Here is a 21,927-nt window from a genome sequence, read left to right on the forward strand (position 1 = left end):
ATCTTTAATCTACTTTCCCTGTTAAATAATAAATCGCAATTTGTGTACGATGTTCAAGTCCAGTTTTCCCTAAAACTGATGTAATATAATTTGCAATTGTTCCTTCTGATATGAAAAGTTGCTTTGAAATTTCTTTATTTGAGAAACCTTTTGCAATTAATGCGATAATACTAAGCTCCCTTTCTGTGAAAAGGCTCTGATCAATTTTACATTCTTCCTCTTTGCTTTCCATTAAATTAGACTTAATTTTATCGAGAACTACATCTTGCATAACAGTTTGGCCGTTATATACTCCTTTTATTGCATCACGAATACGCTCTGGATCATTATTTTTTAATAAATAACCTTTCGCCCCGTTCTTCACTGCGTCCAAAATATATTCATCATCATCGAACGTCGTTAAAATTAGTGGCTTCGTTTTCGTTTCTTCACAAATGAATTTCGTCGCCTCTACCCCGTTCATATTTGGCATACGAACATCTAAAAGAGCGATATCAACGTCGTTCTTTTTGCAATATTCCACTGCTTCTTTCCCATCATTTACTGTATCTACCACTTCGAACTCTTCATATGTATTTAAAATAATTTTCATGCCTTCTCTAATAAAAGAATTATCGTCTGCTATTAATATTTTTATTTTCATGTTAGTTAGTATGGACCTTACCCTACTAACATTCACATCCTTTCTTCCCGTAACATTTTCTACTTGCTCATTATATACTTCTCTTTACCATTTTTTCACACCTTTTTCATATAGCCCCTTCTCTAAAAATATATTATTCTTTTTTTATAACATGTGTAGGGTGACTTATTGTTTTTTACGTCTATATAATAGAATGCGTCAAAAGGAGGGAGAGACCGATTGAGGAAAAACAATTAATTGAAAAAGCACAGCAAGGAAGCGAGCATGCCTTTCGTATCCTTGTGCAAACATATCGTCATTATATTTTCCAAGTTATCTTTTCTATTTTAAGACATGAAGAAGATGCTAAAGATGTTACACAAGAAGTATTCGTAAAAATTCACACCTCTCTCCCTAATTATCAATTTCGCGGATTAAAAACGTGGATGGCACGCATTGCCACCAATCACGCTATTGATTATAAGAGGAAGAAAGCTAGAGAAAACGAAGAACTCTCCTTATGTAAAGAAACTGAGGAAAATATAAAATCCTCTCATAACATTGAGGATTTATTATTGACGAAAGAGCAAAAATTACTCATTGCTCAAAAACTAAGAGAACTTCCCGAAAATTACCGTGACGTCGTTCTCGCACATTACTTAGAAGAAAAAAGTTATCAAGAGATTGCTTTGAAGGAAAACATTGAAGTGAAAACAGTCGAAATGAAACTGTATCGGGCAAGAAAATGGATTAAAAAACATTGGAAGGAGGAAGAGTTTCTATGACGCATTTTACAAAAGATGATTGGAGCAATTATACGCTAGATCTTATAGCTAGCAATGAACGTGAGTCTATGGAAGAACACCTTTATGAATGTGATCATTGTTTAGCACTTTATATGGAAAGTATTGATGAACAACATGAAAACCTTCCAATGATAAATGATGATTCATTTACGAACGAAGTTATGACGCAAATTAATTTTGAAACGCTACAACCTAATGAAAATATAAAAACAAACTCACTAAAGCGCACAATTATTCATTACATAATTGCGACTGCGGCTACAATTATTTTTATGGTAAGTGGTTTATTCCAATATATTTTCACAGCGACATCAAATTTCGAGAAATCTTCAAAACATAACGAGTCTTCTATCTCACAACAAATTGTAAACAAATCGATAGACTCATCAAAAACGGACGGAGGTTCAAAGCATGAATAAAAATCCCTTTTTAGCACTTGTATTAGGGCTAATTCCTGGGCTTGGACATTTATATTTAAAGAAATTTGGACGGTTTATTTTATATAGCGGAGGGGCTGTATTTCTATTTATCTTTGCAGCATTTTGTACAATAGCATTAGGAGCGCGTGATATTGCTTTTCTTTCTCTATTTTTACTAGTCGTGTTATGGGCGATCAATTTATTAGATTTAGTTATCACTATTATTAATCAATCGAAAAAACAAGCTGCCGGAGAATTTACAGAGTCCTCTAAAGAGAGCGAACGATTTTATATCATTCTTCTATCAATCATCCCTGGACTTGGTCATTTTCAATTAGGACTTATGCAACGTGGCCTTACATTTTTAGTAGCTTGTACAGGAATCGGGAGTATGATCATTTTCGTCGCACTCTTAACATCTCAAGGAAGTTTCCTTATCTTCCTTATTACATTACCTGTTTTATGGATATATAACTTCTTTGATGTTGTTCAACAAATCCAGAAAAAAGAACGTGGTGAGCCACTAGATGATCGTACTATTTTCGAAGAGTTTGAAGAACATCGAGAACAAGGAAAGAAAAACAAAACATTCGCTTCCATTTTAGCAATGTTTCCTGGAGCAGGGCATATGTATTTAGGCTTACAGCGCCGTGGTCTTCAGCTTATGGCAGCCTTTTTACTATCTATTTATTTGCTCGACTTACTAAGACTTTCTGCGTTTTTATTTTTAGTACCAATCATTTGGTTCTATAGCTTTTTTGATGCGTTACAGCAAACTGCAAAATACGGAAAAGAACGTGTTAATGACGAACCTATCATAGATTATTTTATAAATCATCAACGATGGATCGGTATCGGATTAATTACACTCGGTGGTTATTATTTATTGGATCAAACAGTCCTTCCTATTTTGAATGACTATTTTGCAACTATATTTAATATTCATCTTAGCGAACTATATTATCGCTATTTCCAAACATCTATCGTTGCTCTCCTTTTAATTGGTGGCGGCTTTAAATTGTTACTTGGAAATAAAGAAAACAAAGGTGGTACAAACGAATGAGAACATGGCGCGTTGGAACATTCTCAATGGGGCTTTCCATTATTACATTAGGTTGTTTCTTACTATTTTCAGTCATTAAAGGCACTCAAGTATTGGATACATTAACAGCATGGTGGCCTGTTTTACTTATTATACTTGGTGCTGAAATTTTACTATATCTTCTATTTTCTAAGAAGGAACAACCATTTATTAAATATGATATTTTTAGTATTTTCTTTATCGGCGTTTTAGGAAGTATTGGAATTGCTTTTTACTGTTTATTATCTACTGGATTACTAGACGAAGTTCGTCATTCTATGAATACAACTAGGCAAACGAGTAATATTCCAGACGGACAACTTGATATACCTGAATCTATCAAAAAAATTGTAGTAGATGCAGGGCATCATCCTCTAACAATTGAGGGAAATAATACAAATCAAATTCACCTTCTTGGAACATATGAAATAACGACGAAAGCTAATGAAAAACTCAATTTAAAACAAGAAGATTTCCTTTCAGTTCAAACAGCTGGGGAAACGATGTATGTCACTTTGAAGTCATTACCAGCTCAGCATACGTTATGGAATTCAGCACCACAGGTCAAACCGACACTCGTTCTTCCGCAAAATAAAAATGTAGAAGTTCGTGCTTCAAATAACGAACTATCCCTTTATCCAGGTCAATTACAAAATAATTGGTTTGTACAGGAAAGCTCAAGAGTGTCTGTCCATCTTGCACAAGAAAGTGACGTATCTTTAACAGCAGTAACGAATCAAAAAGAAACTCATGGAAACACACCTTGGGAACAAGTTGAAGATTTAACGAAAAAAGAAGATAATACTTCAGAGAAAAATCCAGAATTCAACGGGCAAGAACATTGGTATAAAAATTCGATTAAAACAGGCAATGGGACGTATAAGTTAAACATTGAGAAAGCTTACAATTTAAATATGAGTGTTATTGAAAAATAAAAAACCTTCCACAATTGTGGAAGGTTTTTCTCATATAATCGCTTTAATTCCTTCTAACACTAATCCAATCATAAATCCGCAAACAGCCCCGTTTACTCGGATCCACTGTAAATCTTTACCTACGTTATTTTCAATCATTTCGATTAACGTTTTATCATCTAACTTATCAAGATTTTCTTGTACAAGTTTTCCAATTTTCGAATGATTCTTTTCCACAAGTGTGACAACTTGTTTTTGTAACCAATCTTCTATTTTTTGAACAGTTTGTTCATCTTCTTTTATTTTATTCATTTGTGTTTGTAAAAATGGAATAACATATTTATCCGTGAATTCTTCATTTTTCACAAAAGTAATTGCCCTTTGTTTTACTTGCTCCAGCATCTCTTTAATTTTGTCAGTAGCATCCCAATTGGCAATCCATTTTTCTTTCCAATTTTCTAATTCTTGTAGTAACGCTTCATTCTCTTTTACATTTATAATTTCTTGACGAATTTTCGATAATATAAGTTGTCTTGTGCTATTATCCGCATCTTGTAAGCTGTTAATATTGCTAATAATAAATTTCTGCAAAATGCCGCCAATTTTATCTTCATCTACAATATTCATAAACGATTTCAAAGTAAACTGTAAAAATCCATCTACTTTTATGTTTTCCATCGCCTTCATACCTAAGCTTCCGAGCTGGTAACGGGCTTCATCTTGAGCTGTCCAATCTTTCACTTTTACTAATATGTAATCAAGTGTTTTTTCATCATATTCTTGCACAACTAATTGATCCACGAGAACTTGTAATATGTTACTTGTGTTAATTGTATGCAAATATGTTTTCAATTCTTTTTCAATAATAACTGCTAATTTTTCCGTATCTATTTGAAGAATCGCTTTCTCAGCAATTGTTACAATCCCTTTTTTCACAGCATCAGACTGTAACTCTTTCTCAGCAATTTGCAGTACCATTTGTGCTAGCTGCATTTCTTTTACTTTACTTGTAATACTTTCTTTCGTCAGCCAGTCATTTTCTAACGTAGAAACGAGTCCCTTTGTTACCCGCTTCCGATTTTTAGGTAATAATGCTGTATGTGGAATTGGAATTCCCAACGGATGACGGAATAAAGCTGTAACCGCAAACCAATCCGCAAGTCCACCAACTAAACCAGCTTCAAATCCCCCTTGAATAATCTCTCCAGCTACCGTTCCTTGAAAAGGGATTGAAGCCGCAAAACCTACGCCCATAACCCCAAGCGAAATACCCGCTATATATTTAGTCTGTAATGACATCGTATACACATCCTCTTATTATGTAAAATAAAGCTGTTTGTTATATTTATTCAATATTAGTTATCCTTTATATATACTATAAAGAACTATTGTGAAAATAACAAAGAATTTTATGTACATGAAAAAAATGAGGCTGCAAATAGCCTCATTTTCATTTTAACGTTAATTCCACACCTGTTTTATAATACCCATTCATCACGTCTTCTGGAACCATACTCCCACCAGTTCCCCACACGATATGAGTACCTTTCTTCACCTTCTCAGTTAACTGTTGCTTTTGTAAATACCCATTTTCAGCTTTACATACATTAAGCGGACCAATCATACCCGCTAACGCAGAAGGCTCTAAATAAATATTTTCCGTATCAGCCAGTTCTTTTAATAATCTATATAACTCTTCATCACTCACTGTGTAATTTCCACTCAAAAATGGTTCCATCGTTTTACCGACAAATCCAGATGGCCTTCCTACTGCAAGTCCGTCCGCGTCTGTTACATTATCAATCCCGATATCTTGAACAGCAATTTTATCATGAAGTCCTGTCATTAACCCGAGTAACATACACGGGGAATGCGTCGGCTCTGCAAAGAAACAGTGAACGTTGTCTTTATATAATAACTTTAAGCCAAATGCCACTCCGCCAGGTCCGCCTCCGACACCACATGGTAAATAAACGAATAAAGGATGTTCTTCATCTACTACAATCTCTAACTCTTTTAATTGATTTTGTAAACGGGATGCTGCTACTGCGTACCCTAAAAATAAATCATGTGAATTTTCATCATCTACAAAATAACAGGTAGGATCAGCATCTGCTTGCCTTCTTCCTTCCTCTACTGCTTTACTATAATCAGCCTCATATTCAATAACATTTACACCTTTACTTCTTAATAAATCTTTTTTCCATTGTTTTGCGTCTGCTGACATATGAACAGTCACGTTAAAACCTAGTTTCGCACTCATAATCCCAATGCTTAATCCTAAGTTTCCTGTTGAACCTACCGCAATTGAGTATTTTGCAAAAAACTCTCTACATGGATCACTATCTAAAATGGAGTAATTCTCTTCCTCTGTTAACATTCCATGCTGCAAAGCTAATTGTTCAGCATGTTTCAACACTTCATAAATCCCGCCCCTAGCTTTAATTGAGCCTGATATCGGAAGTTGGCTATCACATTTTAATAGTAATTCTCCCCATATAGATTGCCCGTAATTTTTCTCTAAAGATTGTTTCATAGTAGGTATTTTCACTAAAGGAGATTCTATAATGCCACTCGTTTTTTTCGTTTCCGGAAAAACTTTCGCAATATACGGTGCAAAACGCTTTAACCTCTCTTCGGCATCTTTTACATTTCCTTCATTCAATGGAGAATCTTTTATTGCCGTTTCATACTTTTCTGTATTCGGATTTATCCAAAATACTTCTTCCGTTGCAATAAGGTTATTTACTAATGGGAATCGTTCTTTTAATACCTCTATCTCCTTCATTCCTCTTCCTCCTCATATCCTTGTAGCTCGCCATACAATAAATTATAATTAAATTAATTTAAATATAGTTTAACATAAAATTCAGTTTCGGTTAATTTCAATTTAATTTATTTAAATATAATTTAATAATTATTAAGGAGAATGCGTTATGGAAAATATAGATATTGGAAAAAAGATTGAAAAACAAAGAAAAGAAAAAGGGTTAACTAGTAAAGAACTAGCAAAGATGGCTGAAATCACACCATCTATGCTCAGTCAAATTGAACGTGGTTCTGCTAACCCTTCTATTCAAACATTAAAGGTGCTCGCTAAAGCTCTTGATGTTCCAACATTTAGTTTTTTACTTGAAGAGACAAATACAGACGATTTAATCGTACGCTCTCATAAACGAAAAAAAATGATTATCGATAATTTATCATATGAATTGTTATCGCCTGATTTCACAGGAAATTTAGCAACAGCAATTATGACTGTTCCTCCAAATACTTCTTCATCAGAAAATCCTTTAGAACATAAAGGAGAAGAATTAGCATTTGTATTAGACGGAAAAATCACATTGCACTTAAATGAAGAAGAATACACATTAGAAACTGGTGATAGCGTAAAAATACCAGCTTATTTAAAACATAAATGGGTAAATCAATTCAAGAAAAATGCGATTGTTTTATTTTCTGTTACTCCGCCGATTTTTTAATATAAAATAAAAAGATAGCCACGCATGGACATACTCCATATGTAGCTATCTTTTTATTTTTTCGGCACGAACAAAATCCCTAAACTAATAACAAAGAAGCTCATTATTTGCTGTATTGATAAACCAAGTAGAACCGAATTTTGCTCACTAATAAGCGAAATAATAATATGAGTAACACCCTCAATAATTAGAAAAACACTTATATTCTTTCCATTTCCGAGTCTTTCATTTTTCACCCATAACAAGCCCATTATACAAAGAGCAAGGATGATCTCATATACGAAAATAGGGTGATATAAAAATTTTGATTCATATATTTTCACACCCCAAGGCAGTGTCGTTTGTACACCTATTTTGTGGTTGAATAGAAAATAAAAAATAATACTCATACTTAGTCCAATAGGCAATGCATCAAGTAAAATACAAAGCGAAAATTGTTCCTTTTTACTTTTCCAAACAATGTATACACTCGCAATTACACATCCTGCTATAATATGCTGCATACTTCCTACAGCTAATAATGCTTGCAGTGGCGCTCCAATGGCCCATACCGGATTTAAAATTGCCGGTGCGAATTTCCATGCTAATACAATGATGAGAAAACCATTCGTTACCGCATCCATCATTTTTTCATATTGAATATTTTGCTTTTTCATCCTTAGTTTCATCATAGTAAACCCAAATAGACTTCCTATTATAAGAGAAACTGGCTGTAACCTCACCATCCACTCCATCACTATGAAATCCCCTCTTAATTCTCAATTATTTTTTTAAACTTCTCTTCTAATTGATCTGGAGGTAATACACCTCGTGCATGATCTACAATAATTCCATCTTTATTAACAAAAAATGTCGTTGGTAAAGAAAATACTTTATAATCTATTCCAGCTACTCCGTCCATATCTAATAGAACAGGAAATTTAAATCCGTGACGATCTGCAAATGCACTCGCTTCTTGTACTGGATCCCCGATTGTTGCATTTACCGCAAAAATTTCAACATCCTTTTTATATTTATCATACAAACGAACTAAATCAGGAGCCTCCATTTCACATGGCCCACACCATGATGCCCAAAAATTAATAACATATGGTTTTCCCTTTGCATCATTTAACGAATGCAGCTTACCGTCTAACCCTTTTAATGTTATGTTTGGCGCTTTAAATCCTACTTGTGGTAATACTTCTGTTTCTTGTAACTCCGCTTGTTTTGCTTTTCTTTCTTTTTCTTCTTTCTTTGTATTATAAAAGTTAACCCCTGCCCAAATTAATGCCCCGGCCAGTATAATAGCAATTAGTTTCTTCACTTTTCTTCCTCCTCATTTCTAAAATCCTGTAAATCCACCAAATATACGAATAAAAAATGCTGTAATTTTCGTCATTTGATTTGTATATAATAAAACTCCTGTTACAAGCATAATTCCACCGCCAATTTTCATCATGACATTGGCATATGTAACAATCCATTTTACCTTTCCAATAAAAAATGCCATCACGAAAAACGGAACCGCAAATCCAAGGGTGTACGCTGTAATATACAGAAGCGCACTTTCAGGATTGGTCGCACCAAGCATAAGCACTGCAGAAAATATTGGTCCAACACACGGTGTCCATCCTGCTGCATATGTCATGCCGACCAAAACTGAGCGAATATAGCCTGTCGATTTTCTTCTATATTGTACTTTTTTCTCTGCCATAAGCCACTTAGGCTGAATCAATCCAGTCATAAATAGCCCCATCAAAATAATAAATATCCCACCAATTTGCTGAATCAACCTTTGATTAGATGAAAAAGTGATCCCAATCCAGCTTACCGATAAACCTAACGCATAAAAAATAACCGAGAAACCGATCATAAAAAATACTGTATGTATAATCGCTGACTTTTGCATAATTCCACGATTTTCTTTTAAATCTTGAATAGAAACACCTGTAATATATGATAAATAAGATGGATATAGCGGTAAAGAACATGGTGATATAAATGAAAGTATCCCCGCCCCTACTACTAGCCAAATTGTTAAATCCGTCGCATTCATTTTATCCCTCCTAAAAACACTACAACGTGTAGTGTTGATTATTAAAAAAAGAGGCTATATGCACTCTCCGACAATAAGTACAATCGACATACAAAATAGCCCTAACGTTACATATACTGAATTTGTATGTAATGGCATATTCAGCTTAACAACTTTCTCATTCAATACTTGCTCAATTCGTAAATTAATTGCGGTTTTCGCAAACGACGCTGTAATACATTGATTTTCCATCGTCTTTATTTTAATTAACTTTAATAATGCACTACCTAGCTCAAATGAAGATTTCATTTTTTGCATTGCATATTTATCAGCTGATAGCTCTTGATATACATGATAACGCTGCAGCATCCCTTTTAATATAGGAATATACATCATTCCCTCAGCTAACAAGGTAAAGAAAAATAACTTTAATGGATCTCGATTTTTTTGATGATATTCCTCATGTAATACAATCGCATCAATTTCTTCCTCAGAAAATGCCTGAAACATTCCTTCTGAAATGACAATTTTCGGTCGAAATAATCCAATTGTAAATGCCGTAATCTGTAACGTTGATAATACGTACACTTGCTTTCCTTTTCTAGTAATAGACACGAGATTTCTTTTCAATCTTTTACTATAAAAAAATTGCTTCCAAATTCTTTTACTCATAATGATTACAGTAAATAACAGTAATCCGGCTATCATTATACGAAGTATCGATAGTTCCCTCATATGTTTTTGTAATTCAAATAAACAAAATTGCGAAAGGAAAAATGCTTTATTTTGAAAAAGAAATGGGTATGTAACATAGTATACTAACATGCTTAAAAAAAGCACACTAATAGTCACTGCTAACAAAATGATTTTACGCATTTGCCACTTCATTTTATCGGTCCTCTTTTTTTAGCTGACTTAATTTCTCTTCTAATTTTTTTATTAAAGATGGATCAGCTTGTTCTAACTCATCTATCATATGGTTCACAACAAGAGCCCCAAATTCACCCATTAATTCCTGTGTCATTTTCTTCGTTTGATTAGATAAAAATTCTTCCTTCGTTTGTGTAGTACGATACATACCACTTCTTTTCACAATATGCTTTTCTAAATGTGCTTTCTCTACTAATCTGTTCATAACTGTCATTACAGTATTAAAATTCACCGGGGATTCTTCACTTAATTTCTGTTGCACATCTTTAATGGTAATACCCTCCGTAGCCCAAACAATCTCCATTATTTTCGCTTCAAGCGGTCCGAAAAAGTGATTTAACCCTTGCTCATTTAACTTATAGTTTTGAGTAAACATCGTATGGCCCCTTTCACACTACAGATTGTAGTATAAAATATATAGAAGGTCAAACATAAATGATATTAACTGATACTTAAATGAATCCTAATCTCCACTAATTAGTTAGCTGTACCGCGTTCGATTCATTGTAAACCTAACTTCTCACCAAATGTATCATAGAGATAATATTCTAATATTTGCACACTAAATTTCTCATTACGCCCGAGTGCAAATAATTCCCGATCTTTAGCTACGATAGTATCTAATGGAATCGCCACATTATCCACTATTTTTGTAATTTCAATTATATTACTTTCTACGTTTACTTCTGTTTTAAATTCAATATTTTCTAATACTATATGTGAACGTCTTCCTGATGCAAAAAAAGTAAAGTTAGGATTTTTAAAAATTCCAATTTCACTCTCTAACGGATATAAATATTTATAAATTATATCTCTGTGTCCATCTTTTATTATTTTTTCATCTTTTTCATCATCTAAATATTCTTTCACCTTCGCTGCGAACTCAAATCGAAAATCCACTCTTTCACGCTCCCTCTTTTCAGTCTACGCTAATAAATATATTAATATAATTTTACCATATTATAAAATAACTTCCAATAAAAAGTAAAAACCGCTTTTGTAAAACCTCTGGTATTCCCCGCACTTTTTAAATATAAACACTCTTTCAATATTAATTAGTACGCCGTTATATTCATTTAAACATATTGTTTCCATACTTTGAAACAATATTATCCAGTATTATATATCAATAAAGTGAAACTTTAATCAGTGGGGGTTTTGTTCATCCCCCACTGATTATTAGCCTTCACCAATCGGGCGTTTACGGGCAGCAGGGCTTCCACTTAACTGCTTTGATCCAGTCGAATTTTGAGTTGGGAATCTTACTGCCCGCAAATAGCGGGATAAACTGCTTCTAATTCCTTTCTATCCACAGCTATCGACTCCTTATGCTATTCTAATATATTGTTCACTTTATTTCCCCTTATTCATTAAATCACAGAAGGAATGTAACTCCCCACTATCGAATTTTTACATAACAAATATTATTAGGTGGTGCTTTACTATGAAATTAGCTGTCATTGGTGGCGGTGATTTACAAGATCCAAATCACTTGCATATTAATGAACGACTTATAGAATTAACGAATAAACAATACCCAAAAGTATTATTCATTCCTACAGCTAGTCGTGATGATGAAAGATATATAAAGTTATTTTTAGAAACATTTGAAAAGCAATTACATTGTGAGGTTCAAATTTTACGCATTTCAACCGAAACACCTACTAAATATGAAATAGATGAGATGATTCATTCTGCCGATTTAATTTATCTTGGCGGTGGAAATTACGTTCACATGCTTGAACAATGGAAAGAACATAAACTAGATGAAAAGTTACTATTTGCTTTAAAACGTGGAACACTTATTTCAGGGTATAGTGCCGGTGCGATGTGCTGGTTCACATCTAGCATTCGTTCAGATTATGAAGGTTCTGGTTATATAGAAAGTAGTGGCTGGAGCATTGTTAACAAAAGATTTTGCCCTCATTACAATCAATTAAATAGAATGAATGCTTTCCATACGTTTTTACAAACTCACCAAGGTAATATAGAAGGCATTGCATTAGAAGATAATTGCGCTTTATATATTACAGAAGGTTCATTTGAAATTATCGGTGAGCCAGATACAGCTTGGGAGTTTTATATGAATAATGGAAAACTCATTAGACAACATTTTGACATAACTTTAAAAAGTTATTTATAAGCATTCATCAAAAAAATGTCCCTAAGTATAATGACTTAGGGACATTTTCATTTTTTAACTCACTAATCGTGTAATTCGTTTCTTCTGCCATGAAAGCTTATAATACGCATACTGTAATATTAAACTGACGATGAATGCCGCTGGGTATCCAATCCAAATTCCTTCTATACCAAGACTCGTATGGTAAGAAAGATAATACGCTACAGGTACTTCAACAAGCCAGATGGATACAACCCCAATCACAGTTGGCCAAAGTACTGTACCACTTGCTCGCATTGTCGCACTAATAATTTGTGCATGACCGAAAATTAAGTAACTCCATAAAGTAATCATAACTAAGCTATGAGCAATTTCAATTGTAGTTTGACTTGTCAAAAATAACGCTAAAATATCTCTTGAGAACAAGTAAATAAGTGATATTAATACACCACCAATGATATAATTCATGATAATTCCGGCCTTAACAACTTTCTGTAATCGATCAAATTGGTTCGCACCAATTGATTGAGCTGCAAAAATCGATACTGTAATGCCTAGGCTAACGGCTGGCATTTGTACATAACTTGCAACTTGGTTCACAACACCATACGCCGCTGTTGCATCTGATCCATAGCGATTCACAAACGCGATTACCGCAATTTCAGATAATGAAACTAATATCATATTAATACTCGCTGGAATACCAAGTCGTAACAATAGCTTTAATAACTCCAAATCCATTCGAAGATATTTTCTTACCGTTGTATCTAGTTGTAATGGGTGATTTTTCTTCTTTAAATACACTAGCATGACAATAAACGTAATAACTGTAGATATAACTGAAGCATATGCTGCTCCGTAAACATCTAATTTCGGAAGTCCTAACCAACCAAAAATAAGAATCGGTAATAATAACATATTTAGTGCTGTACTAACGATCAAAAAGTAAAATGGTGTTTTGGAATCTCCCGTCCCTCGCATAAAAGTTGTATACGCAAAATATAAAAATAAAATTGGCATAGATATAAATAAAATACGTGCATAATGTACACTTATATTAATAATATTTTCTGGAGTTCCCATGATGCGCATAATATCCAGTGCAAACACACTTCCTACTACCGCCAACACAACTCCGATAATAAAAGTAAACGTAAGCGTCGTACCAACGATAGCTTTTAAACGTTCTTCATTTTTAGCACCAAATGCCTGACCAATTAAAATAGAACTACCAGAACCAATTCCAATTACAAATGAAACGAGTAGAAAAAATAATGGGAAGAATGCCGATATAGCCGCTAAATCATTTACACCAAGCCATCTCCCTACGACTACCATACCAAATAATTGTCCAACTGATTGTAATACATTACTTAATAGTAACGGAACTAAAAACATAGACATCGATTTCCATATTGGTTTATTTCCCTTTTCTGACTGCTGTGACTCTACACCTTCTTCATTGTTATCTGTAGGTGGTTTCAAATTTCATTTCTCCTTTTATTAAAAGTTTGCACGGTTACACCCGTGTGCTCCGTACTGTTGCATTTTTTCAATTCTACTTTCGATATTGAAATGCCCATTCCCTTTCTTTTTGAGACCTCTCATGCTTCAAGCTCATCATACTTTCAACATACGTTTTTTTGTCTTTATAATGTGCTACATATTTCAATCCCTATCTCTTTGTATAGTTGTTTTTATGATGTGCTTCTATTCACTTTCTTTGCTTTGCTTCATTCTTATAATTTCACCCAATATTGGCTTCCATCGGCTGTTCTATCTAAAAAACCATACTCGATTAAATATCTTCTTAAAGTTACAAAATCCGGATATACACTTTCTAAAACTGCGTTTACTTCTTTTTCAGTATACTTTTCATTACTATCAAACTTCTTCACTAAGTGACGTAATATAATTAATTTACGCTTTTGCTTTTTCGGAAATTTAGAAAGCGGCCCATCCAATCCTTCTGTAAAATGCGTTGTTAAAACTTCATTATTTTCTTCTTCTGTAATATTGTATCGATCATCCACCATCGTAGCTGTTCTATGAATCGGTACAAATTTCGATTGAACTTTTGATTTTTCTTCTGACAATTCCATTAACGCTAAAAATACTTTCGCTTGCTTCATCTTCTCTCGCAATGTAAATCGATGATTACGAATTGTTGATGTGCTCCCGCCATCCATCTCTTTTACAATCTCTTTATCATTAAGTCCCATATAGAAAAACTGAACCATCTTCTTTTGCAAATCGGTTAAACCTGTAAACTTTTTATCAAGATTTAATAAATACTCAAACATAGACGAATGTTCATTTTGAATATGCAATTGTACAAACTTCTCTGCTTCATACAAAACCTGATTATCTTGATAAATAACCCCCTTTATAAACGTTTCTCCGCAAGCTAAACAAATATATTCTTCTGCTACCTCGTCAAACACATACCCTTTCTTCAAATCCTCTACCGACGCATCCCAAAACTTCTCTGAAATATCACTCATACTAAACATTCCTCCAAAAAGTTTATTAAAACCATAAACAAATTAAGATATCGTTTATTATCACTCCATCATCTTAACATAACAAAAGCAAACAATTCAATATTTCGTTTGCCTATTTTACAAACTTTTATAAAAACATCTATTTATACATTATAAAAAGGACTTATCACAACAAACAGCGAATGTGTTTTAATAAACCACTTATTATTAGGATGTGAAATAAAATATGGTTACTATGAAAGATCCTTGGTTTACCATAAAACAAATCGCGAAAAATACATATGCAATTAGTGAATATGGCCATTGGGAGAAAGTACATTCCTTCTTACTTACGGGCAATACAAATGCACTGCTTATCGATACTGGACTAGGTATTGATAATATAAAACGTATTACTGAAAAACTAACAAACTTACCAATTATAGTAGTCACGACACACGTTCATTGGGATCATATTGGTAGTCACGGACAATATGATGAAATCTATGTACATGCTTTAGAAGAAGATTGGCTCATTAACGGTATAAAAGGACTTCCTATTTCTCAAATCCGGAAAGACATCGCTCGTGATATCACTTTACCTCCCCCTAAAACATTTCAACCTGAAACATTCAAACCATTTCAAGGAACACCAACAAAATTACTAGAAGATGGATATCTTATTGATATCGGAAATCGGAAAGTTCAAATTATACATACTCCTGGTCACTCACCGGGACATATTTGTATATATGATTACGAGACTGCGTTTTTATTTACAGGAGATTTACTTTATGAAGGCACAATTTTTGCATTTTATCCATCAACAAACCCTGTAGATTTAGTTCAGTCTCTAAACAAAATTACAAATTTCTCTCCTATTAAACAAATTTATGGTTCACATCACACCCTTGGCCTTTCGCCTATTATATTGAAAGAAGTGAAATATGCTGTTCAATATTTAAGTGATAAAAACCTAATTCAACATGGAACCGGCATTCATACATTCCAAAACTTCAGCATTCAATTTTAACTACAAAAAAGGTGTTTCCACATATAGAAACACCCTTTTTACCCTTTATATATTTTATAAACAACTTCCACTAAAACTTTACTCGCTTGTACAAATACATGTTTTCGCTTTCCATCCTCAACGAATCTATTTGAGCAGCCACTCATAATCATCATACAACTAATTATAACTAGCACTACACTTCTATTCTTGTTAGTCACTTTATGCCACTCCACTACTAAAAACTTCATTTAAATTTATCCTATCAAAAAATTTTACACGAATAATAAACCGAAAGAATATGCAATTCTGCATATTTCCACGTTTTATTACGATGTTGTGATTTAATTTATTTAAAGAACACGTATAACGAGGTGACTAACTTGAAGTTTAAAGCGAAAAAAAATCCATTTCACGTCATTTTCATTACATTATTTATAATTATTTTTTTCATTTCATTATTCTTGCAAAATGAGAATTCTATTTTTTTCACTCTCATGATGCTGTTAAATATCGTGAATCTCTCTTCATTCTATTTCTCTCACTACAACATAACGGAATCTTCTCTTATTGTAAAACACGGTTTCATATTACGTACTGAAATTCCATTTGAAGATATTCGTCACATTAAATACTCTGGCAAAACACTCCGTTCAGAAAAATGGACTAGGCAGCAATTAGAAATTGATTATAATTTATTTGACTCTGTGACAACTTTCGTACCACAAGAAGAAGAAAAATTCATTTCACTCTTAAAAGAGAACTGCCCACATATGAAAGTAATGAATACGTCTGCTAACAAATAATATCTTTTGGAGCTTGCAGTAGTACAAGTGGAGGAAACATAAAAATGAATATCAAAAAAAGCCAAGATTCTATACTAAGAACCTTGGCTTTTTCTATTACTCTTTCGGAGCAATCATTTTTTTCGGATCTACAATTTCATCAAATTGCTCTTCTGTTAGTAATCCAGATTGCAGCGCTGCCTCTTTTAAAGTTAACCCATCTTTATGAGCATGCTTCGCAATTTTCGCTGCGTTTTCATATCCAATATGCGGGTTTAATGCTGTTACAAGCATTAATGAACGATTCACATTTTCATTAATTACTTCTTCATCTGCTTCAATACCTACTGCACAATTATCATTAAATGAAACAATCGCATCCGCTAATAAGTGAGCTGATTGTAAGAAGTTATAGGCAATAACAGGTTTAAATACGTTTAACTCAAAGTTACCTTGACTCGCAGCGAATCCGATTGTTGCGTCATTCCCCATAACTTGCGCTACAACCATCGTTAACGCTTCACTTTGCGTTGGATTTACTTTACCTGGCATAATAGAGCTTCCTGGCTCATTTGCCGGAATAATAATTTCTCCTAGACCACTACGGGGACCACTTGCAAGCCAGCGTACATCGTTAGCAATCTTCATTAAATCAGCAGCTAATGCTTTTAATGCTCCGTGTGCAAATACAACTTCATCATGACTCGTTAACGCATGGAACTTATTTGGTGCAGAAATAAATTTCTTACCTGTAAATTGACTAATTTCCTCTGCTACCATATCACCAAATTTAGGATGAGCATTAATACCTGTTCCAACCGCAGTACCACCAATTGCTAATTCTTTCATATATGTATTGCTATCCGCAATCATACGCTCTGTTTTTTCAAACATACGGTGCCATCCGCTAATTTCTTGTCCTAACGTTAATGGTGTTGCATCTTGTAAATGCGTACGACCGATTTTAATAATATGTTCAAATGCAGTCACTTTTTCTGCTAATGTTTCTTTTAATTTCGTAATAGCTGGTAATACATGATTTTCTACCGCAATTACACACGCTACATGAAGCGCTGTTGGGAACGTATCATTTGAACTTTGAGACATGTTCACATCATCATTCGGATGAATATGTACGTCAGATCCCTTTTCTTTCAAAATTTGATTACCGCGGTTTGCAATTACTTCATTTACATTCATATTCGATTGTGTACCACTACCTGTTTGCCATACGACAAGTGGAAAATGTTCATTCCATTTCTCTGCAATTACTTCATCAGCAGCTTCCACAATGGCTCCTGCTTTTTCTTCTGATAACTTTCCTAATTTTTGATTGCTAAGTGCTGCACTTTTCTTTAAAATTGCAAATGCTTTTACAATTTCAAGCGGCATTTGCTCTGTTCCAATTGGAAAGTTTTCTTTACTACGCTGCGTTTGTGCTGCCCATAATTTATCAGCTGGAACTTTTATTTCTCCTAATGTATCTCTTTCAATTCTGTACTCCATTTTTTCATCCCCTTGAAAATAAAATACCTACATTTCTCATTTTAACAGACTTCCACCCAAATGATAAGAATTCTCACTCTTATATATAAAAAAAATACCTTCTGCCACCGCAGAAGGTATTTTTTTTATGATGCTTGCTTTCCTTTTTCAACGTCATCTACATACCAAATGAATTTGCCTGTATATCCGTAAATAACTGCCAAAATTAATGAAACGAAGCTTAACCACATAAATGGAACGTATGAGAACGTTGCCACACCTAAAATACCAGCCATAAAAATACCATTATCCGACCACGGAACCATACCAGAAGTTAACGTTCCACCTACTTCTGAGTTACGCGCTAATACACGGCGGTCTATTTTTAATTTATCATAACTATCTTCCATAATTTTCGGTGTTAAAATAAGCGATACGTACATCGCACAACCAAATATATTAGCTAAGAATGCCACGATTAATGTAGACAATGTTACATTACCTGCAGAATTTAATTTCTTCTCAAATTTTGATACGATTACTTTTAAAACACCTAGCTTTTCAAGTAGTCCACCAAAACCTAATCCGAAAATAATCACGGCTACTGAACCAAGCATACCGTTAATTCCACCACGATTTAATAACTTATCTACAAACTCAACACCCGATTGAATTGAAAATCCGTTATATGCTGTTCCAATCGCCTCTCCAAAGTTCATTCCTTGGAAAAGAGTTGCCCAAATTGCACCAATTAAAGCTCCCATAGCAATTGTTGGCATAGAAGGTTTCTTCAGCGCCAATAGCACAATAACAATGACTGCTGGAACAAGCATCCATATTTTAATATCAAAGTGCTTTAATAAAGATTCTTTTAAAAACTCTACTCTATTCAAGTCTACATTGTCCCCGCCGTACATCCATCCAGCAACAGTAAACATAATGCTGGTAATAATATAAGCCGGAACGTCTAACACGAGCATAGCCCGAACGTGAGCAATAACATCTACTTTCGCCATAGAGGCTGCAAGAACTGTGCTATCAGAAAGTGGTGATAACTTATCCCCGAAATAAGCTCCTGAAAGGACTGCACCCGCAACAAGCGGAAGTGGTAATCCAAGCCCTTCACCAATCGCCATCATAGCAATACCAGCTGTTCCAACTGTTCCCCATGATGTTCCTGTCGCGATAGAAGTTATGGAACAAATAATTAAAGTTGCCAATAAGAATATGCTAGGGTGAATGAATTCTAATCCATAATAAATTAATGTGGGTACAACACCACCAGCTATCCATGTTCCAATTAAAGCTCCAACTGCAACTAAAATAAGAATTGCTTCTAATCCATTAGAAATCCCTTTCGTAATTGCATCTTGCAATTCTTGATAACGAAATCCTAACCTTAATCCAAGCGCAATAACTAAAAACCATGAAATAAATAGCGCTAATTGAATTGGGAGATCAAAAATCGTTTGGAAGGAAAAGACGACAGCAAGAAATAGGAATAAAAGAATGATGATTTCTAGCATCGAGGGTAATCTTACACTTTTCATTTTCTTCTCTCCTTACAAGTCGATAACATGATGTATGTCGTCTTACGTGTATGTAGTATACAATTAGCGAAGACAAAACAAAATTTTCATATTATTTCGATTTATTTTTTCGGTATAATATATTCACAACCCTTTCTATTGTAAAAGTAGATGCTACTTTTCGCAATGAAAAAATAAAAATATTATATTTTTATTTATAAAGATCAATCCAAGAGTAACTTTTTTAATATTTGCCACGACAAAACTTTTTACTATTATCCTCACCTTTTACGCAGCCCTATTATTTCCCAGATAAAAAAAGCACACATCATTAAAATGATGCATGCTCCACTTCTACCTATACATATTTTGTATTTCTTCTTTATTTTTAAGTATTTCCACAAACTTATCGCTATAACCTTTCGGAAATAATACACCAAGCCCATATGAATGCTCAAACTGAAAATGAGGGTGCTTCGCTTTAACTTCATCCCAAAATTTATACACCCCAAAATCAAGTTCTTTAACTTCAATATCATGAAATAAAACGATACCGTTATCCGCAAGTTTCGGTAACCATGTTTTATAATCATGAGAAACTGCTTCGTACGTATGATAGCCATCAATATGCAACAAATTTATCGTTCCATCTTGAAATTGATCCACAGCCTCGTCAAAAGTAGAGCGAATTAAATTACCTATATTAGGATAACTCGTATTTACTACTTTATTTACTATTTGAAAAACACCTTCCCCATATGGACCTGTATGCTCATCTCCCGTCCAAGTATCTACAGCAAAACATTTTGTACCTAATCCTCCATCTTTTACCCCTTGACAAAAACTGAAAAAGGAAGCCCCTAAATGTGTCCCTAACTCAACTAATACTTCCGGCTTTTCAAACCTTACTAAATCATATGCGAAATTTAAATGCCCAATCCACGCTGTATTCGTCCGAATAAAATGACTATAATTATCGAATTCAAATGTTGGTTTATGGGTGACCCAGCTCATCACATATCTCCTTATACACATATTTTTAACAAATCAAATTACTCTTATCTTTATTTTTTTATCCTCTTGATTATGATTTAATTTTATAATTTTATCTTGCTTTATTTAGCCTACTTCCTTGTATTATAGACCTAACTACACTTCATACCATTTCCATTTAAGGAAATCAGAAATTTCAATTTATAAATCCCCCATTTCGTGATATATTGCATATTGTATCCAATATATATTTTGGAAGGAGGACTATATACCTTATGAATCCAAATCGATTAAAAGGAATTATAATGGTCATAATCGGTGCTTGTTTATGGGGGTTGTCAGGAACAGCCGCGCAACAACTTTTTCAATATGAAAATGTTTCAGCCGAATGGTTAGTTACGATCCGTTTGCTTATATCTGGGGTTATTTTACTCATTATTTCATCATTCGGAACGAGAAAAAAAGAGATCTTTTCCATCTGGAAGCAAAAATCCGACGCTAGTAAAATGATTTTGTTCGGTCTTTTAGGCATGCTTGCTGTACAGTACACGTACTTCGCCTCTATTAAAGAAGGAAACGCTGCTGTTGCAACTTTGTTACAATATTTAGCCCCTATATTTATCACTGTATACTTACTTTTCAAATGGAACGTTCGTCCATCAAAAATTGATTATATTTCAATTACACTCTCATTAGTAGGGACTTTTCTCTTATTAACAAACGGGTCTATGCATAGATTAGCTGTATCTACACCAGCTATCATTTGGGGCATTTTCTCTGGACTATCTCTTGCATTTTATAGTTTGTATTCAAAAGAATTGTTAGAAAAGTGGTCTTCATCTGTTATCGTTGGCTGGGGTATGATTATTGGGGGGATTGGTGTAACGATTTTACACTTTATTTCCACAAACGAATTCATTTTATTATCCACTATGAACTATGTAAATTTAAGTACCCTCCCGCTCATTACATTCGTAGTCATTTTCGGGACACTCATAGCATTTTATTTATACTTAGATAGCATAAGATACCTTACGCCGAAAGAAACAACGTTATTTGGTTGTACAGAGCCGCTCGCAGCTATTATTTCTTCCGTACTTATTTTGCACGTACCGTTTCAATCTTTTCAGTTATTAGGTGCTTTTTGTGTCATTGTAATGGTGCTTATATTAAGCCAAAAGCCGGATGAAGGAAAACCGAAGCTAAAACTTATGAGTAGAAAAAAACAAAATATACAATGAAAGGAT

At 33.8% G+C, this 21,927-nt stretch carries 24 protein-coding genes; 9 read left to right on the forward strand and 15 right to left on the reverse strand.

Going from position 1 to position 21,927, the window contains the following annotated elements:
• Nucleotides 1–4: 4 nt before the first annotated feature.
• On the reverse strand, nt 5–643 hold the full coding sequence (locus JDS80_RS04495) for a response regulator transcription factor (RefSeq protein WP_199637490.1): 639 nt from the start codon (nt 641–643) through the stop codon (nt 5–7).
• A 281-nt stretch (nt 644–924) separates the two neighbouring features.
• Here JDS80_RS04495 and JDS80_RS04500 point away from each other — a divergent pair, with 281 nt between their 5' ends.
• Genes JDS80_RS04500 through exsE form a run of 4 tightly spaced genes read left to right on the forward strand, consistent with a single transcriptional unit; the run spans nt 925 to nt 3,863 of the window.
• Nucleotides 925–1,407 (forward strand): RNA polymerase sigma factor, encoded by a 483-nt coding sequence (locus JDS80_RS04500; RefSeq protein WP_321195667.1) that lies wholly within the window; start codon nt 925–927, stop codon nt 1,405–1,407.
• Entirely contained in the window at nt 1,404–1,847 is a 444-nt protein-coding gene (locus JDS80_RS04505; RefSeq protein WP_199637223.1) for a hypothetical protein, read from the forward strand. Before JDS80_RS04500 ends, JDS80_RS04505 begins: the two co-directional genes overlap by 4 nt.
• Entirely contained in the window at nt 1,840–2,910 is a 1,071-nt protein-coding gene (locus JDS80_RS04510) for a hypothetical protein (protein ID WP_098888133.1), read from the forward strand. Before JDS80_RS04505 ends, JDS80_RS04510 begins: the two co-directional genes overlap by 8 nt.
• Nucleotides 2,907–3,863 (forward strand): exosporium protein ExsE, encoded by a 957-nt coding sequence (gene exsE, locus JDS80_RS04515; protein WP_098888132.1) that lies wholly within the window; start codon nt 2,907–2,909, stop codon nt 3,861–3,863. The genes JDS80_RS04510 and exsE overlap by 4 nt, the downstream gene beginning before the upstream one ends.
• A gap of 30 nt (nt 3,864–3,893) precedes the next feature.
• Here the strand turns inward: exsE and JDS80_RS04520 are convergent, their stop codons facing one another.
• Both JDS80_RS04520 and JDS80_RS04525 read right to left on the reverse strand, forming a co-directional pair.
• The gene (locus JDS80_RS04520; RefSeq protein ID WP_199637225.1) at nt 3,894–5,141 is read right to left on the reverse strand and encodes a DUF445 domain-containing protein; all 1,248 of its coding nucleotides are present in this window, start codon (nt 5,139–5,141) and stop codon (nt 3,894–3,896) included.
• 151 nt (nt 5,142–5,292) lie between these two features.
• Nucleotides 5,293–6,630: a D-serine ammonia-lyase gene (locus JDS80_RS04525; protein WP_098888130.1), complete on the reverse strand. Its 1,338-nt coding sequence runs from the start codon at nt 6,628–6,630 to the stop codon at nt 5,293–5,295.
• Nucleotides 6,631–6,778: 148 nt separating this feature from the next.
• On the opposite strand from JDS80_RS04525, the gene JDS80_RS04530 reads away from it, so the two are divergent.
• The gene (locus JDS80_RS04530) at nt 6,779–7,324 is read left to right on the forward strand and encodes a helix-turn-helix domain-containing protein (protein WP_071745054.1); all 546 of its coding nucleotides are present in this window, start codon (nt 6,779–6,781) and stop codon (nt 7,322–7,324) included.
• Between the two features lie 53 nt (nt 7,325–7,377).
• Here JDS80_RS04530 and JDS80_RS04535 read toward each other — a convergent pair whose 3' ends face one another.
• From JDS80_RS04535 to JDS80_RS04560, 6 genes are all read right to left on the reverse strand, one after another.
• A complete protein-coding gene (locus JDS80_RS04535) occupies nt 7,378–8,058 on the reverse strand; it encodes a prolipoprotein diacylglyceryl transferase family protein (protein ID WP_199637492.1) in 681 nt (226 codons plus the stop codon).
• A 17-nt stretch (nt 8,059–8,075) separates the two neighbouring features.
• Complete coding sequence (locus JDS80_RS04540; protein WP_071745053.1) at nt 8,076–8,630, reverse strand: TlpA family protein disulfide reductase; 555 nt, start codon at nt 8,628–8,630, stop codon at nt 8,076–8,078.
• Nucleotides 8,631–8,648: 18 nt separating this feature from the next.
• The gene (ccdA, locus tag JDS80_RS04545; protein WP_071745052.1) at nt 8,649–9,362 is read right to left on the reverse strand and encodes a cytochrome c-type biogenesis protein CcdA; all 714 of its coding nucleotides are present in this window, start codon (nt 9,360–9,362) and stop codon (nt 8,649–8,651) included.
• A gap of 54 nt (nt 9,363–9,416) precedes the next feature.
• Nucleotides 9,417–10,229 (reverse strand): M56 family metallopeptidase, encoded by an 813-nt coding sequence (locus tag JDS80_RS04550; RefSeq protein ID WP_071770062.1) that lies wholly within the window; start codon nt 10,227–10,229, stop codon nt 9,417–9,419.
• Nucleotide 10,230: 1 nt separating this feature from the next.
• On the reverse strand, nt 10,231–10,647 hold the full coding sequence (locus JDS80_RS04555; RefSeq protein ID WP_071745050.1) for a BlaI/MecI/CopY family transcriptional regulator: 417 nt from the start codon (nt 10,645–10,647) through the stop codon (nt 10,231–10,233).
• Between the two features lie 125 nt (nt 10,648–10,772).
• Entirely contained in the window at nt 10,773–11,171 is a 399-nt protein-coding gene (locus JDS80_RS04560; protein WP_071745049.1) for a DUF3942 family protein, read from the reverse strand.
• A 544-nt stretch (nt 11,172–11,715) separates the two neighbouring features.
• On the opposite strand from JDS80_RS04560, the gene JDS80_RS04565 reads away from it, so the two are divergent.
• Nucleotides 11,716–12,414 (forward strand): peptidase E, encoded by a 699-nt coding sequence (locus JDS80_RS04565; RefSeq protein ID WP_199637227.1) that lies wholly within the window; start codon nt 11,716–11,718, stop codon nt 12,412–12,414.
• 54 nt (nt 12,415–12,468) lie between these two features.
• Here the strand turns inward: JDS80_RS04565 and JDS80_RS04570 are convergent, their stop codons facing one another.
• The gene (locus tag JDS80_RS04570; RefSeq protein WP_071745047.1) at nt 12,469–13,878 is read right to left on the reverse strand and encodes an MATE family efflux transporter; all 1,410 of its coding nucleotides are present in this window, start codon (nt 13,876–13,878) and stop codon (nt 12,469–12,471) included.
• Between the two features lie 254 nt (nt 13,879–14,132).
• Nucleotides 14,133–14,897 (reverse strand): DUF2087 domain-containing protein, encoded by a 765-nt coding sequence (locus tag JDS80_RS04575; RefSeq protein WP_071745046.1) that lies wholly within the window; start codon nt 14,895–14,897, stop codon nt 14,133–14,135.
• A 226-nt stretch (nt 14,898–15,123) separates the two neighbouring features.
• On the opposite strand from JDS80_RS04575, the gene JDS80_RS04580 reads away from it, so the two are divergent.
• A complete protein-coding gene (locus tag JDS80_RS04580; RefSeq protein ID WP_199637229.1) occupies nt 15,124–15,909 on the forward strand; it encodes an MBL fold metallo-hydrolase in 786 nt (261 codons plus the stop codon).
• A 38-nt stretch (nt 15,910–15,947) separates the two neighbouring features.
• Here JDS80_RS04580 and JDS80_RS04585 read toward each other — a convergent pair whose 3' ends face one another.
• A complete protein-coding gene (locus tag JDS80_RS04585) occupies nt 15,948–16,139 on the reverse strand; it encodes a hypothetical protein (RefSeq protein ID WP_071745044.1) in 192 nt (63 codons plus the stop codon).
• Between the two features lie 132 nt (nt 16,140–16,271).
• Here JDS80_RS04585 and JDS80_RS04590 point away from each other — a divergent pair, with 132 nt between their 5' ends.
• Nucleotides 16,272–16,694 carry a PH domain-containing protein gene (locus JDS80_RS04590; RefSeq protein WP_097831582.1) on the forward strand — a complete coding sequence of 141 codons (423 nt, stop codon included), beginning with the start codon at nt 16,272–16,274 and terminating at the stop codon, nt 16,692–16,694.
• Nucleotides 16,695–16,790: 96 nt separating this feature from the next.
• Here the strand turns inward: JDS80_RS04590 and fumC are convergent, their stop codons facing one another.
• The 3 genes from fumC to JDS80_RS04605 all read right to left on the reverse strand — a co-directional run bounded on the left by fumC (nt 16,791) and on the right by JDS80_RS04605 (nt 20,701).
• Nucleotides 16,791–18,179, reverse strand: coding sequence for a class II fumarate hydratase (gene fumC, locus JDS80_RS04595; protein WP_199637231.1), 1,389 nt, complete (start codon nt 18,177–18,179; stop codon nt 16,791–16,793).
• A gap of 125 nt (nt 18,180–18,304) precedes the next feature.
• Entirely contained in the window at nt 18,305–19,708 is a 1,404-nt protein-coding gene (gene nhaC, locus JDS80_RS04600) for a Na+/H+ antiporter NhaC (RefSeq protein WP_071745042.1), read from the reverse strand.
• Nucleotides 19,709–20,041: 333 nt separating this feature from the next.
• Nucleotides 20,042–20,701: a class I SAM-dependent methyltransferase gene (locus JDS80_RS04605; RefSeq protein ID WP_199637233.1), complete on the reverse strand. Its 660-nt coding sequence runs from the start codon at nt 20,699–20,701 to the stop codon at nt 20,042–20,044.
• 254 nt (nt 20,702–20,955) lie between these two features.
• Between JDS80_RS04605 and JDS80_RS04610 the strand changes: the two genes are divergently transcribed.
• Complete coding sequence (locus tag JDS80_RS04610; protein WP_199637235.1) at nt 20,956–21,921, forward strand: DMT family transporter; 966 nt, start codon at nt 20,956–20,958, stop codon at nt 21,919–21,921.
• Nucleotides 21,922–21,927 lie beyond the last annotated feature (6 nt).

Source organism: Bacillus cereus group sp. N8 (genome assembly GCF_016483685.1).
GTDB lineage: Bacteria > Bacillota > Bacilli > Bacillales > Bacillaceae_G > Bacillus_A > Bacillus_A proteolyticus.